At 44.5% G+C, this 14659-nt stretch carries 18 protein-coding genes; 2 read left to right on the top strand and 16 right to left on the bottom strand.

The window, feature by feature from the left end:
• Window positions 1-42: 42 nt before the first annotated feature.
• The 9 genes from H9L11_RS12565 to htpX all read right to left on the bottom strand — a co-directional run bounded on the left by H9L11_RS12565 (window position 43) and on the right by htpX (window position 7261).
• Window positions 43-576, bottom strand: a complete 534-nt coding sequence (locus H9L11_RS12565) for a DUF3833 domain-containing protein (RefSeq protein WP_205390793.1) — start codon at window positions 574-576, stop codon at window positions 43-45.
• Window positions 576-1169 (bottom strand): chalcone isomerase family protein, encoded by a 594-nt coding sequence (locus H9L11_RS12560; RefSeq protein ID WP_017821712.1) that lies wholly within the window; start codon window positions 1167-1169, stop codon window positions 576-578. The genes H9L11_RS12565 and H9L11_RS12560 overlap by 1 nt, the downstream gene beginning before the upstream one ends.
• Entirely contained in the window at window positions 1129-1641 is a 513-nt protein-coding gene (locus H9L11_RS12555; RefSeq protein ID WP_042522066.1) for a DUF2878 domain-containing protein, read from the bottom strand. The genes H9L11_RS12560 and H9L11_RS12555 overlap by 41 nt, the downstream gene beginning before the upstream one ends.
• Before the next feature lie 6 nt (window positions 1642-1647).
• Window positions 1648-2904 carry a cyclopropane-fatty-acyl-phospholipid synthase family protein gene (locus H9L11_RS12550; protein WP_205390792.1) on the bottom strand — a complete coding sequence of 419 codons (1257 nt, stop codon included), beginning with the start codon at window positions 2902-2904 and terminating at the stop codon, window positions 1648-1650.
• Window positions 2898-3716 carry a DUF1365 family protein gene (locus H9L11_RS12545; protein ID WP_005378205.1) on the bottom strand — a complete coding sequence of 273 codons (819 nt, stop codon included), beginning with the start codon at window positions 3714-3716 and terminating at the stop codon, window positions 2898-2900. The genes H9L11_RS12550 and H9L11_RS12545 overlap by 7 nt, the downstream gene beginning before the upstream one ends.
• A gap of 1 nt (window position 3717) precedes the next feature.
• Window positions 3718-5028, bottom strand: coding sequence for an NAD(P)/FAD-dependent oxidoreductase (locus tag H9L11_RS12540; RefSeq protein WP_205390791.1), 1311 nt, complete (start codon window positions 5026-5028; stop codon window positions 3718-3720).
• A gap of 12 nt (window positions 5029-5040) precedes the next feature.
• On the bottom strand, window positions 5041-5766 hold the full coding sequence (locus H9L11_RS12535) for an SDR family oxidoreductase (RefSeq protein ID WP_054577961.1): 726 nt from the start codon (window positions 5764-5766) through the stop codon (window positions 5041-5043).
• Entirely contained in the window at window positions 5763-6182 is a 420-nt protein-coding gene (locus tag H9L11_RS12530; RefSeq protein WP_005378211.1) for a nuclear transport factor 2 family protein, read from the bottom strand. The genes H9L11_RS12535 and H9L11_RS12530 overlap by 4 nt, the downstream gene beginning before the upstream one ends.
• A gap of 209 nt (window positions 6183-6391) precedes the next feature.
• Window positions 6392-7261, bottom strand: a complete 870-nt coding sequence (gene htpX / locus H9L11_RS12525; RefSeq protein WP_005388085.1) for a protease HtpX — start codon at window positions 7259-7261, stop codon at window positions 6392-6394.
• A 509-nt stretch (window positions 7262-7770) separates the two neighbouring features.
• On the opposite strand from htpX, the gene H9L11_RS12520 reads away from it, so the two are divergent.
• A complete protein-coding gene (locus H9L11_RS12520; RefSeq protein WP_005378215.1) occupies window positions 7771-7938 on the top strand; it encodes a hypothetical protein in 168 nt (55 codons plus the stop codon).
• Between the two features lie 81 nt (window positions 7939-8019).
• Here H9L11_RS12520 and bioD read toward each other — a convergent pair whose 3' ends face one another.
• From bioD to bioB, 4 genes are read right to left on the bottom strand one after another with little or no spacing between them, the layout of a single operon-like run.
• Complete coding sequence (gene bioD / locus H9L11_RS12515; RefSeq protein WP_054577962.1) at window positions 8020-8706, bottom strand: dethiobiotin synthase; 687 nt, start codon at window positions 8704-8706, stop codon at window positions 8020-8022.
• The gene (gene bioC / locus H9L11_RS12510) at window positions 8703-9524 is read right to left on the bottom strand and encodes a malonyl-ACP O-methyltransferase BioC (RefSeq protein WP_005388087.1); all 822 of its coding nucleotides are present in this window, start codon (window positions 9522-9524) and stop codon (window positions 8703-8705) included. Before bioC ends, bioD begins: the two co-directional genes overlap by 4 nt.
• Window positions 9524-10675, bottom strand: coding sequence for an 8-amino-7-oxononanoate synthase (gene bioF / locus H9L11_RS12505; protein ID WP_205390790.1), 1152 nt, complete (start codon window positions 10673-10675; stop codon window positions 9524-9526). Before bioF ends, bioC begins: the two co-directional genes overlap by 1 nt.
• A complete protein-coding gene (gene bioB / locus H9L11_RS12500) occupies window positions 10662-11714 on the bottom strand; it encodes a biotin synthase BioB (RefSeq protein ID WP_005378222.1) in 1053 nt (350 codons plus the stop codon). Before bioB ends, bioF begins: the two co-directional genes overlap by 14 nt.
• A gap of 130 nt (window positions 11715-11844) precedes the next feature.
• On the opposite strand from bioB, the gene bioA reads away from it, so the two are divergent.
• Window positions 11845-13125, top strand: a complete 1281-nt coding sequence (gene bioA / locus H9L11_RS12495) for an adenosylmethionine--8-amino-7-oxononanoate transaminase (RefSeq protein WP_033905079.1) — start codon at window positions 11845-11847, stop codon at window positions 13123-13125.
• 69 nt (window positions 13126-13194) lie between these two features.
• Here bioA and H9L11_RS12490 read toward each other — a convergent pair whose 3' ends face one another.
• From H9L11_RS12490 to H9L11_RS12480, 3 genes are all read right to left on the bottom strand, one after another.
• Window positions 13195-13461, bottom strand: a complete 267-nt coding sequence (locus H9L11_RS12490; RefSeq protein WP_033905078.1) for a DksA/TraR family C4-type zinc finger protein — start codon at window positions 13459-13461, stop codon at window positions 13195-13197.
• A gap of 137 nt (window positions 13462-13598) precedes the next feature.
• Window positions 13599-14039, bottom strand: a complete 441-nt coding sequence (locus H9L11_RS12485) for a hypothetical protein (RefSeq protein ID WP_033905077.1) — start codon at window positions 14037-14039, stop codon at window positions 13599-13601.
• On the bottom strand, window positions 14033-14605 hold the full coding sequence (locus tag H9L11_RS12480; RefSeq protein WP_225455367.1) for an ATPase: 573 nt from the start codon (window positions 14603-14605) through the stop codon (window positions 14033-14035). Before H9L11_RS12480 ends, H9L11_RS12485 begins: the two co-directional genes overlap by 7 nt.
• Window positions 14606-14659: the final 54 nt, after the last annotated feature.

Here is a 14659-nt window from a genome sequence, read left to right as displayed (position 1 = left end):
GTTATATGGAATGGATTATTAATTGAAGATCAGCCCCATTTGTTATGGCAGCTTTTGGAAGAACAAGGTTATTGTTCCTACTTCCACACCAAACTTTTTTATTTTCGTTAGATTGAAAACGTGTCTGTCATCCTGACGATAAAGCCAATCATCAAAAGCAACCGTCACTGATGAATCCTCCATTTGTAGCTTAAAGTCATATTGCCACTGTAGCGCATTGCCCTGCTCTTCCCCTGTTGCCACACCTATAATATCGTCTGCCTTACCTTCATAACGACCGTCTTCTAATCTAGTGATAACCCAAATTCGCTGGTCCACCTCTCCGTCATCAAACACGAAGTCTTCCACCAGCGTCAGCGTATCACCCGCTACAGTACCCACTATATCGACTTCAAAGCGACGCGTTTGCTGTCCGGTATAATCTTGCACCATCCCCCACGCCTTTATGTCGCCTTCGAAATAACCGAATACGTCAAAAGTCGGTTTAGAAGAGCGGTAATTATCAATGTCTGCGGAACATGCCGAAAGAAAAACAGCTGCCACTAAAGTCGCTGATTTAAAAATTCGTTTAAACACTATCTAACCTGCCCTATCAATTGTTTTCGGAGTTTCGGAAATTCTGTGTTGGGTGATAACCATATAGCCAAAAATGCATCGTTCATTCGTTCGTCTTCAATGATGCCAACGTTCTTTACTTGCACGTCCCCAACCTGCTTATAAAAAAGCTGACCAGATTTTCCATCTGTTAGATAAGTAAGCTCGTCACCTTTTTGAATATCAGGAAACATACGATCGAGCTCGCTGATCCAAGCTTTTCGATATGAGTCCGTAAAACCCAATTTCGCCCACTGCTCATCCGTCACATCAAGCAGCTGTTGCTTACTGATGTCTCTCTTGTAATTAATTTCCAACGCAAGGGGATGTGGCGATACGTCATCGCTTACGATGAACTTTCCATCAGGCGCTTTTAATCTTGAGTGATAAATATCGAAGATGAACCAAGTAAGTTGGGCTTCTCCAACAGTTTTCCATCCCTTCCAATTCGCAATGTTGCTAGCAGCTTCGCTGTTTCCAACAGGTTGAGCTTGCAGAGCAAAAGAGCCAGTTACTATTACCAACGCAAGCAGCCTAGTCAGTCTCTGAGTTAAGTCTCTCTTCAAGCTTTTCATTTCCGTACACCTTGAGTATCAAGAGCATCATGACGCACCATTCGACAAACAACATTGCCAGTGTAGCGCCAGTGCTAAATCCAAATTCAACGGCTTGGAGCTTATAGCCAGCAAAGTAGCTCGCTGTTCCTCCGAGTCCGCCTACTATTGATACGTAGGTTTTTGGGAAACGGTACAAAATTGACTTGAGTTGATAGGCATACCAGGCGAACAGAATCCAAAGGCACAAAAGCCAAAGGGGTAACCATTGAGTGGCAAACATGAAAATTGAAAATTGCTGATTTAATGTATCAAGCACGAGACCAATCGTGGCGATAACACCAATACTTTTGAGCGAAGATGCGTCAGTTTTCAAACAATATAGTAGGGTTGCCAAAGTAAGGAATAACGTCACCCATTGCCATTGATAGGTTCCAAGCACCGCTGCAAACCAGCAGAGTTGGAACCATGTCGAAGCAAGAAACACCTTCATAACGAACTACGGGCGTTGAAACGTCATGTGAACGGCACTGATCGTGCGAGCCAAAAAGCCACCTTCACAGTAGCTCAAATAGTAGCGCCACATACGCACAAAGCGGTCGTCGTAGCCAAACGAGCGCACTTCATTCTCTGCTCGATTAAAACGTAAGTGCCATTCGTTCAGCGTCTTGGCGTAGTCCAAACCAATATCGAACAAGTCTCGCGTCACTAAGTCACTGTACTTTGTTGTTGCTTGGGTTAGTGAGGTTACCGACGGTAAAAAACCACCCGGGAAAATGTACTTTTGGATAAAGTCGACGTTGTTACTGTAGTAATCGTAACGCTGATCGGCAATCGTAATCGCTTGAATCGCCATCAAGCCACCAGTCTTCAATAAAGACTCACAGACCTTAATGTACGAAGGCAGGAATTGTTTGCCCACAGCTTCAATCATTTCAATAGAAACGAGCTTGTCATAAGTGCCGGTTAAGTTACGGTAATCTTCTTTGAGTAGTGTGATTTTATCTTCTAAGCCACGCTCTTTGATTTTTTGCTCCGCGTACGCGTGTTGCTCTTCAGATATCGTTGTTGTGGTGACCTGACAGCCGTATTGTTCGGCCATGTAAATCGCCATAGCGCCCCACCCAGTGCCAATTTCAACAACATGATCAGTGGGCTTCAGCTCAAGTTGCTGACATAGACGATCCATTTTGTTGATTTGAGCCTGCTCTAGAGAGTCGTCCGCATGATTGTAAAGCGCCGACGAGTACAGCATATTGGTGTCAAGGAACGCTTCGTATAGGTTGTTACCCAAGTCGTAATGCGCATGGATATTTTTACGTGAGTTCTCTTCAGAGTTTCTGTTTGACCAATGACTGAACTTGTACAGTATTTTAGTCAACCAACTGCCTTGCTCTTCGAGTTTATCTAGAGCACGCATGTTAAGGGCCATCAGTTTCATTAATGAGGTTAAATCGGGGCTATCCCACCACCCATCCATATAAGCCTCACCAGCAGCAATACTGCCGCCCTGCAAGATCCGTGAATAAAAGCCTGGATGTTTTACCTCTATAGTAGCGACAACAGGTTGACCACTGTCCTCCCTTTTTGGCGCACTAAAACGCTCGCTTCGCTCTGTCGTTTCCGTCTTAAAACTTTCAATAACTGTTAAGCAGCCGATTTCCATTTTTTGCAGACATTGAAAAATAACTCCGCGAGCCGCTTTTTGCGTTGTCGTCAATTTACGCGGCAATGTCATAGAACTAGTATTTAACATGCAGAATTCTCCTTGTGCTTTTTATTTTTTTTGTCTGTTTTTTCAGTATCGGCTTCTATTTCTTCATGCGTTGAATATTTAGGATGAGAATAAAAAGGTGCGCCTTTCACCCAAAGTTTTAATGCGTGCCAATAAATACCAACCATTACTTTTACCGTTTGTATTGGTGTAACGATCAAACACCTCAATAAGGTTTTGCTTGAAAGTGGCTTGGCTTTCATAACCATGGTGGCATCAAAGTGTTTCTCTCCTTTGTGACATTCAAGATGAATATTCAACTTGTCTGTCAAAGGTTTAATTCTCCAGCGGTAGAGTTGGTCAATCGGGTTGAATGGTGAAACATGGAATGCTTTAACTTGTTCCCAACCAAACTTTTCTTCTTCTTTATCTGCTGACACCACGTAGTAATGTCGTTCATTCCAAGGAGTGTTACTCACCTCTGCGAGGAGATACTTCCATTCTCCTTCCGTGTTATAAACGTAGTAGAAATTAACGGGACTGAAATAAAGCCCTAGATAACGCAAGTGACAGACTGCGATTACCTTGCCGGTACAGCGAACACCTGTCAGTTCTTCAATTTTGCTGTGCACTGCCGACTTGACGCTGCCTTCACCAATGTAATCACTGCGCTTGAAGCGAGCCCAATGCCACCAACGCGAACCAAAACCCCATACTTTTTTCTCTAAAGCATCGAGCTCGTCTACATCGATGGCGGGCATAAATAAAGAGTAGTTCAACTCATGATTCACAGGCGTGAATCGACGGTGACGAACGTTGCCTATAAACAATCGGCTGTTCATTTGGCTATCCATATCACGCTGCGCCTTTTTCGAAAGGAACCACATTTTGTTCGCGGTACTTTTCTTCTAGTTCTTTCACAACATCAAGCGCGCTACGCACGCCATCTTCATGAAAACCGTTGTACCAATAAGCGCCGCAGAACCAGGTACTTTGTTTGCCCTGTATCTCATCTTTGCGCTGCTGCGCTGCAATAGACTCAGTGGTGAATACTGGATGATGATAAGTGAACGAACGCAAGACTTTATTTGAGTTAATTTGCTCAGTACTGTTCAACGTTACACAAAACGTATGTTCTGATTGAATATGCTGAAGAATGTCCATGTTATAAGTGAGCGAAGGGAGGCGTTGCTGTTCCTCTTCACTGCCTTCCAATAGGTAGTTCCATGATGCCCATGCTGCCTTACGTTTTGGTAGTACGGCAGAGTCGGTATGAAGAACAACTTCATTTGCTTGGTATGTCATATCCCCCAAGATTTCCTGCTCAATTGGGCTGATATCCTCTAGCATTCTCATTGCTTGATCACTGTGACAAGCAAAGATAACGTCATCAAACCAATGCGTTTCTCCGCGAACTTGAACGCCAACCCCTTTTTCGTTGCGAACCACTTTTTCGACAGGACTATTAAGACGAATATTCTCGGCAAAGCCTTTGGTCAATGGTGGAATGTATGAACGTGAACCACCTTTAATCACATACCATTGTGGTCGGTTAGTCACATCTAGCAGACCGTGGTTGAGGAAGAAACGTAAGAAGAACATAAGAGGGAATGCGCGCATGTCAGCTAAAGTCGACGACCAAATCGCAGCACCCATCGGTAATATGTAGTTATCGGTAAAAAAAGCACTGAATTTGTGTTCGTCAAGGAACTCACCTAACGTCTGAGAGTGCGAAGATTGCTCGCTAGCGAAGCGCTTGGCAAGTTTATTGAAACGAAGTATCTCGAAGATAAATCGATAAAATTTAGGGTTTGCCCAGTTACGTTTTTGAGCAAACAATGTCGACACTGTGTGGCCGTTGTACTCTAGTCCGTTCCCATCGTTTCTGACACTGAAGCTCATTTGAGTCGGCAGACCTTCAACGCCAATCTCGCTCATCATTTTAATGAAATTAGGGTACGTACGGTCGTTATAGACGATGAACCCAGTGTCTATCGCGTATTCTCTACCATCAAGGCTCACATCAACGGTTGCAGTATGGCCACCGATGTAATCGTTCGCTTCAAAAAGCGTTACCTCATGTTCTTTATGCAAGTAATAACCACAAGTAAGGCCAGAGATTCCCGTTCCCACAATCGCTATCTTCTTTCTTCCTGCTGTTTTCATTTTTATTCCTTCTTATGATACGAGTTTAGCAGTTAGGCGAGCTTGCCAACTGTATGGAAGTAACGAGATAAAACGTAAAATACTGGTAAATCTCGCTGGGAAATAGATATAGGTCTTGTTGGCGGCTAACTGCTTCCTGATAGAGTCCGACGCTTGCTGAGTAGAAATGATCATTGGCATTTCGAAGTCGTTTTTGTCAGTCAACGGCGTTTCAACAAAACCAGGAAACACCGTTACCACTTTGATCCCTTTCTTTTTCAAGTCGACGGCGAGCGTGCGTGCAAAATAACTGACTGCCGCTTTGGATGCGCCGTAAGCTTCTGCACGAGGCAGTGCCACTTCTGATGCGATAGAGCCAACAATAACAATGCGGTGCCCTCTCTCTAAATGTACTTGGCAGCCTTCAACGCAGTTGGCAACACCGACAACATTTACGTTCATCACACGCGCCATGAGTTTCGCGTCGACCACTCCCTCATCCATGTACTCACAATCGCCTGCGTTAAAAACCCATGTGTTTGGCGTAAAGGGCAAATTAGAGAGCGCCTGCTGAGTTTCCTCATAATTTGTCACATCAAACTGCAATGTATGAATTTTGGAAGAAACTGCCTCCAGTTCTGCAAGAACATCTTGATTCCGACCACAAGCAATCACATTCCATTCTGAGGTCGCGTAATCTAGGGCAAGCTGTCTTCCTATTCCGGAGGTGGCGCCTGTGATTAAAATGGTGTTGTTCATTGTCCTAACCTCTGCTTGATGGTTTTAACGACTGAACCAAGTAATGGTAAATGCTCATAGAGCATCTCTCCGAGATCAAAATAGTCTCGGTGATAAATGACCTGACCTTCGCTAAATTTGAGGTGCGAAACACCATTGACGAGAATAGGCGCACCCTTCTGAAGTTTGGGATGCTGAAGGTCCATTGTCCAAGTTAGGAAGCCTGTATCTCCGACTTGTTGATGCTCATGGATTACAAAATCACAACTGATGACGTTGGCATATAATGAGGTGAAATAATCCGAAAGTGCTGGCCATCCTTCTAAACGATGCGCTGCGTCCTCAAATACTACATCTTGGTGATATATATCCTTAAGCAGATGTAAGTTCGCTTTGTTGAGCTTTTGATAGATATTGCCAACAGACTGTATGTCCATTTTTTACTCCTACACGCCCATTAAGTTGTACAAAATTATTATATGTACAAGATAGTTCATTCCTCCAAAGTTGTACAAAAATAATTTTGTATAACTTTATTTCTGTAAGTAGTACGTGATGAAGTTCGCACGCGATCAATCGGCGAAAAAAAAGGCTTGGTCAAAACCAAGCCTTTTCAGCAGATTAACAATTATTTAAGTAGGAACAATTAGTATTGCTGGCCTCGCAACGCTGCAATACGTTTATCTAGCGGAGGGTGGCTCATTAGTAGCTCAGTCAGCGACTGCTTGCCATTGATACCAAACGCCATCATGGTGCCATCCAGTTGAGATTCATGACTCACCTTCAAACGCTCTAGAGCCGCAATCATTTTTTCTTTGCCAACGAGGCGCGCAGCACCTGCGTCCGCGTGGAATTCGCGATGACGGCTGTACCACATAGTCAAGAAGCTAGCTAGGAAACCAAATACCAGTTCAAGCACCATGGATACGCCAAAGTAAACCATCATATTTGTACCTTGGCCTTCTTCATCATCGTTCGATGCCACGATATTGGCAATAAAGCGTGATAGGAAGATAACAAACGTGTTCACGACACCTTGCATCAACGTCATCGTGACCATATCACCATTTGCAATATGGCTCACTTCGTGTGCAAGTACTGCCTCTGCCTCATCACGAGTCATATTGTGTAAAAGACCAGTAGAAACTGCGACAAGAGAGTCATCTCGTTTTGCACCTGTCGCAAATGCATTGATATCTGGTGAATCATAAATAGCCACCGTTGGCATACCAATACCCACTTGTTGAGCTTGACGACCCACAGTTTCGACTAACCAATGCTCCGTTTCGTTGCGCGGGCTTTCAATGACCATACCACCAACCGAGCGTAGCGCCATACCCTTTGACATCATCAACGAAATAAATGCGCCACCAAAACCAAATACAGCAGCCATTACAAGTAAACCTGACAGACTGCCTGGTTGCATTCCAGTTACAGCGTAAACAATATTCAGAACAACACTAAGCACTAGCACGACAGCTAGGTTAGTTGCTAGGAATAACATAATTCGCTTCATTACTTTTCTCCGAGGAAGCTTATCGTTTTTTTAAAACGGATTGTTATAAGGAACAAATGGTAATCGCTATAAAAGCCAATTCCGTTGATTTTCATGTTCCGTGCGTTATAGATATAGTCTATCCGCGATAAAAACAAGGTTAAGCAATAAATTGCAACATTTGTTTTCGGGACTGAAATATTTGATTCAAGCGATTTCAAAACATGCTTTGGTAGGAGCCGGAACCTCCGTTCATATACATTTATCAAAATGATAAAATAAGCTCTGAGCTACCCATCATCTATTGATAGATGATCTTGGTGTTAAATCTATCACCTCTTAGCAACTTAGCTAGAAATTTTTTAATAGACCAAAAACAGTACGTTAGCTCTGCTATAGACTTTGGTCTTATTGTGCGGCTACATGGACATGCTAAATTCGAATGAGATGAACAAAACAGAGCCACTCTAAGTACATTGCAAAAAGTGCATTGGGTGAGCTCAAAAACTCCATGTATTGAGGGAAAAACCATGGTAGAAACTAACGACTATCAGATGGCTATTGATTTACTGCGTTGTCACCTAGGCATCTCAGAGGACGAGGCAAAGCAACAACTTGGTATTTCAACCGATCATCATATGTCTCAGCGTGTTGCAGAAACACAACAAGCATTGATGGGGCTCAGCCAAGATAAGTAATCTGACTTTTTAGGTTACACCAACAAGAAAGGGCTGCATTGCGCAGCCCTTTGGTTTTTTAGTCTTTTACCCTAAACACCATTAGTCAGTGTTTAGCAACGGCTCTACATTAATGTACTTGCCTAGCTCTTTACGTTTAGCACTTGGAATATATGGAATTTCCCCAAGCTTAGGTGCATCGATACGTGCTTCTAGCATCTCGATAATGTCAGCGTAGTGCTCTGTGCCTGGGTTGACGCGGTTTGCCACCCAGCCAACAAGATTCAAACCATCCGTTTTAATACTCTCCGCTGTGAGTAAAGCGTGGCTCAAACAGCCTAATTTAATGCCAACCACCAGTACAACAGGTAACTGCTCTTCTTTTACCCATGTAGATAAACAGTCCGTATCGGATACTGGCACACGCCAGCCTCCAGCACCTTCAACGAGAACAACATCGGCTTGCTGCTTATGTTGAGCCAGTTTTTGACTCAGAACATCGTAACTTATTTCGACATGTTCATGCTTCGCTGCAATGTGGGGAGAAGCAGGCAACTCTAAAGCGTATGGGTTCACATCATCATAGGCCACATCGAGTGTTGCGGCGTCTTGTAAGTGTAAAGCATCAGAGTTACGCCATCCGGCTTCAGTCTTGTCACTCCCTGCTGCCACTGGCTTATAACCAATAGTGTTTAGTCCTTTTGCGGCGATCGCTTGCAAAATGGCTTTAGACGCTACCGTCTTTCCAACATCAGTATCCGTACCAGCAATAAAAAAAGCATCAATCATAGATGTATTACTCCAAAACAAACCTGATAACTTGCAGGTAGAAGACCTTGATCGTTTTTAAACGCTTGGTACGCATGCTCAACTTTTAACAAAGTCTCGCGACTAGTTAAACCGTGTGAGCGCCCGCTTACGTGATTTGCACCTATACCTTTGAGGTCACGCATAACTGAAAATGCAGAGTCGTACCAAACTGTGATGGTGGTCAAGTCTAGTTGATGGCTGTCACATCGAGATTGCGCTAACGCAATTTTTACCTGATTGAGCGTTAGAAAGTTATTGACGTGTTGATATGCATCAATTTTTTCCCATGATGCACGCAGCTCATACAGTGATCCATCAACCAGTGTAGAGAACCACGCTTTCCCACCATTTTTTAGCACGCGGCGCACTTCTTTTAGTGGGTAACTTAAATCTGTACACCATTGCAGCGCTAAACTTGAAAACACGTAATCGAAGCTATCATCGTCAAATGGTAAGTTTTCAGCATCAGCAACTTGGTAGTGCATTCGTACTGCACCACAACGCTGCTCTGCTTTATCTAACATGGCTTGAGAGATATCGCCGCAGACTACTTCCGCACCGCGTTGTTGAAGTAGTTGGGAGAAATAACCCGTGCCACAACCTAAATCCAATACACGTTTTCCCGTCAAGTTTTCAGGAAGTTTATCAAGCAGCTGATGCCCGACATCACGTTGAAAAGCCGCATGTTTATCGTATGTTTCTGCTGCTTTACCAAACGAAGAGGCAATCGCGTCTTTATCTTGATGGAAACTCTCTAACGCGAGCGTTTGCGCTAATGCGGTAGTTGCATTATCCATTACAGCGCTCCTAATGCTTGCTTCAATGCCATTGAAAGCGTTTTAACTTGTTCGTTGGTGTGATTGGCAGTGAGTGTGATTCGAAGACGAGACGTCCCTTTAGGCACCGTCGGTGGTCGAATAGCGGTAACCCAAATACCGTTTTGGCGACAAGCACCTGCTACTCGCAAAGCCAATTCAGATTCACCAATCAAAAAGGGCTTAATCGAAGTTTGAGTCTCAACAAACCCCTCAAGGTCGCTAAGACTATCTCGATACACTTCACTAAGCTCAGAGAGCTTTTCACGTCGCCAAGACTGCTCTTGAACCATCGAGACTGCATGAGTCAACGCATACGCTTGTGCTGGTGGTATCGCCGTGGAATACACATGGTGACGAGCAAACTGAGTTAAAAAGTCCCCCGTTGCGTGGTTACATAAAATAGCCGCGCCAGACATACCAAACGCTTTACCGAAGGTAACGACCAATAACTCAGGCTTAACCGCGGCAAGCTCGCAAGAACCACCACCGGATTGACCGAGAACACCAATTCCATGAGCGTCATCGACAGCAAACCATGCATTGTGGCTATCAACGACAGCAGCGATATCAGCGAGTGGTGCACAGTCACCGTCCATGCTGAATACCCCTTCCGTCACAACTAGATGGTTGTCTTCGCTATTAATCTGCGACTTTAGGTGCTCGATGTCATTGTGTTTGAAGCGCTTCATCTTAGCTGGTGACAACGCCCCCGCTTCTATCAATGAAGCATGATTCAAACGGTCTTGGATCAATACGTCTGATTTTTCCAACAAGGTGAACAACAAGGCTTGATTAGCACTGAATCCAGAACCAAACAGAATTGCTCTGTCGTAACCCAACCATTCGGTCAGTGCGGCTTCTAAATTGCTGTGCGCGGCACTAAAGCCAGTCACCATCGGTGATGCTCCACTGCCACTACCATATACGCTTAAACCTTGCTGCCAAGCCCGAACAAGCGCTTGGTCATTAGCCAATCCCAAATAATCATTACTTGAGAAATTAATGTAGCGTCTACCTTCGTGTTCCAAAACGGACTGGTTACCGGCAAACACCACATTCATAGAACGATTCAACCCTTGCGTTTTACGCTCAGCAAGGGCGGACTCGATACGAGATTTAAACGCTGGCATCGTAGAAAAGGTCGTCTTTTGTCGGACGGGCAGCAACGCGCTCTACGACGCGATCGAGTAACTCGTTTTCTTCGATTTCATCAGGCTTTTGAGACACCTCTTGGCTGTTAATACCGAGCTTGTTGAACAGCATCATGTCTTTGTCTTCAGAAGGGTTTGGCGTGGTCAGAAGCTTGCAGCCATAGAAAACGGAGTTTGCACCCGCCATAAAACACAGCGCTTGCATTTGTTCGTTCATGTTTTCACGGCCAGCGGATAAACGAACGGCTGATTGAGGCATCATGATTCGTGCAATCGCAATCAGGCGAATGAAATCGAAAGGCTCAACATCATCCACTTCTTCCAGTGGTGTCCCCTTTACCTTCACGAGCATGTTGATTGGAACGCTTTCAGGGTGTACCGGTAAGTTAGCCAATTCAACCAACAAACCAGCTCGGTCGTTAGCACTTTCACCCATGCCGATGATGCCACCGGAACAAATCTTCATGCCAGCATCACGAACGTGAGACAAAGTATCTAAACGGTCTTGGTAAGTACGTGTGGTAATGATGTTGCCGTAAAATTCAGGTGAGGTATCTAGGTTGTGGTTGTAGTAATCCAGACCTGCGGTTGCCAATTGCTTTGCTTGATCTGGCGTCAGCATGCCTAATGTCATACACGTTTCTAAACCCATGCCCTTCACGCCTTTGATCATGTCGGTCAAATGTGGCATGTCACGCTCTTTCGGGTTTTTCCATGCTGCGCCCATACAGAATCGAGTAGAACCAGCATTTTTGGCTTTTTGCGCAGCATCGAGTACGCGTTCTACTTCCATCAGACGCTCTTTTTCGATGTCTGTGGTGTAACGAGCACTCTGAGGACAGTACTTACAATCTTCTGGACAAGCACCTGTCTTAATCGACAGAAGCGTGCTTACTTGAACATGGTTGGTTTGTTGATATTGACGATGTACAAGCTGCGCTTCGAATAGGAGATCCATGAATGGTTTTTCCATGAGATCGCGCACTTCAGCATGCGTCCAGTTATGACGAACTTCCACGTGTATTCCTTTAGTCACTTTTGTTGTTGTGTTGACAGTCTACTGAGTCTCGATAAACTGTCAACACGACGCAAAAGAACAAAGTTTACATCTGTCTGTTTTTTAATCTAAATTATTATTGGAATCGCACATGGATCTCGCCTTCGACCGCCAGCATATCTGGCATCCTTACACTTCTACATTGACACCTCTGACCTGCTACCCAGTGGCATCGGCAAATGGTGTGCACATTAAATTGGAAGATGGTACTGAGCTGGTCGATGGCATGTCTTCTTGGTGGTCGACGATCCACGGCTATAACCATCCGCACTTAAATCAAGCCGCTCACCAGCAAATCGATAAGGTCTCTCACGTGATGTTTGGCGGGATTACCCACCAGCCAGCAATCAGTTTGTGTAAGAAGTTGCTATCCCTAGCACCAAGTAATCTTGAACATGTATTCCTTGCCGATTCAGGCTCTGTTGCCGTAGAAGTCAGCTTAAAAATGGCACTTCAATATTGGCATGCAAAAGGCGAACGCCGACCGAAGTTTCTTACTTTGCGACACGGTTATCACGGCGATACGTTTGCGGCGATGTCGGTCACCGATCCTGACAACTCAATGCACTCTCTCTACAAAGGCTTTTTGCCTGAGCATATCTTTGCGGAGTCACCAACTTGTGGTTATTGGGATGAATGGAAGCCAGAAGACCTTACCGACTTCGAGCACAAGATTGAGACGCACCATCAAGAACTTGCTGCGGTGATCCTAGAACCTATTGTTCAAGGCGCAGGCGGCATGCGCATCTACCATCCAGAATTTCTCAAAGGCGTGCGTAGACTTTGCGACAAATACGGTCTGTTATTGATTGCAGATGAGATCGCTACCGGTTTTGGACGCACAGGTAAATTGTTTGCCTGCGAACATGCGGATATTCAACCAGACATTCTGTGTGTCGGGAAAGCACTTACTGGCGGCTACATGACCCTCTCTGCGACCCTCGCGAGCAAACACGTAGCAGACACTGTTTGTGGTGGTGATGCTGGTTGTTTTATGCACGGTCCAACCTTTATGGGGAATCCACTCGCTTGTGCCGTAGCTACTGCAAGTTTGGAATTGATCGAGCAAGGTGATTGGAAGCAACAAACCCAACAAATTGAAACGCTGTTTTCTGAGTTACTACCAAAACTTGAAGAATACGACTTGGTGAAAAACACCCGTTGGTTGGGTGCTATTGGCGTAGTGGAGACGCTTCGCCCTGTGAATATGGAAACCATCCAAGCCTTGTTTGTTGAACACGGAGTGTGGATTCGTCCATTTGGCAAACTGATTTATATGATGCCGCCGTTCATCAGCAAGCCAGAAGATATTGAGAAGCTAGTTAACGCGATTGATGCAGCGTTGCAACGTAAAGACTGCTTCGCTTCATAGTTCCATTCAATACGAAAACGGTTTGAGTATGAGACTCAAACCGTCTCGTTATTTATTAGAGCAGTAAAGCTATCGAAGTTGACTGTCTTTACTCGCTCGTCGATTGAACAATGCTTGGCGTTGAGATACCAATTCGATTGTTGACTGACATTCGATACACAAACGAACGCCTTTCATTGCAAGACGACGCGCTTCTGGGATCTCATCACCACACTCATCGCAGTAATGGGTGCTCTCACCCTTTGTGATACTGCCACGAACACGGGAAATCTCGTCGTCTATTGTGTTTTGAATTTGTTGGCTGACGCTATCGTCGTTTGCCCACCCTACGGCCATAAGCCCTCCTCGTTACTTGAATGAGAAAATCTACTTACCGTGGTAAGGTGGATGATTATATCGATTACAAATAACAAGATAATTAGGGTAAACTCGAAAACACTATTACGTTTTGGTAATAATCACTCTGTAATCGATTATTCGGCACTCTCATGGAAAAGCAATGCAAGGTTACTCATACTTCCTTCCTCACATTCAAAGTACTGGATTTGTTCAGGCTCTCTCAAAGTAACACTGAGTATCTTCTCTACCTCACCAAACTCCTCGCTAAAGTACTCACTGACTAATATGACCCGCTCACCAATACTAAATTCCAGTGACTTCTCATCTACCAATGCTCGATGGTAATGTTCGACACGATAATCTTGAGGTTTTATCCGCTGTAAAACTGGGCTTTTATTCGCAATAGACTTATAAAGGATAAGCCCGCCTTTGGCTTGATCTATCGAAATACTAAAGTTCATAGTTTGGTTTACTGAACATTCAAAGACTTTTCTAGGCGAGGTGCTAGCAACAGCAAATGTGCTCATAATGGCAATACTTACCCCCCAAGTGACCGCCAATCGTTTCATTACCATTCAGCCAACACCTTAAATAGCGACTGTTCAGACATACGGGTTAATACATATCCATGTGAAGATGAATACGAGCCACTGAGTACACTATTCTCTTTCTCAATAACGATATCCTCGATGCCGTCAGCGTTGTAATCACCTTTTGCTACAATCGTAATGACTTGAAAGCCATCGGTCGCGTCGAAGTACTCTGCTCTCACTTCACTGGAGACATGAGTTCTTTGGATATGGTCTGCTTCATCCCACGTTGATAGTGTCTTTGCTTTCTCAGCACTTTCGTTAGAAATAACAAAAGCAAGCGCACTTGGGGTTAAATTAGGAAAGTTATCGTCTAACTTAAATTTCGATATAAATGAGCGCTTGGAGGCGGTTAACTTTGCCATCTCACTCCATGTTTGACACTGAGTTAAATACGCTTTAAACACGCCGTATTCATAAGCTTTAGCCGCAGTAAAACCCGCAGAGTTTGCAGTAGCTAAGTCTTTGCAATTAGACACCGATTTCGTATCGCCAGACGCATTTGCCAACTCAAGCCCATATCCCCAGTCGAGTGAATTACGCAGCTGCATACTTTCTTCGGATGGTTGTGCTAATTCGCGCGCAAAAAAGCGTTCGGTTCGCTC

Source organism: Vibrio sp. sp1, assembly GCF_016920955.1.
Lineage (GTDB): Bacteria > Pseudomonadota > Gammaproteobacteria > Enterobacterales > Vibrionaceae > Vibrio > Vibrio alginolyticus.
The sequence above is the reverse complement of the archived record's forward strand: the minus strand, read 5'-3'. Positions and strand labels throughout refer to the sequence as shown.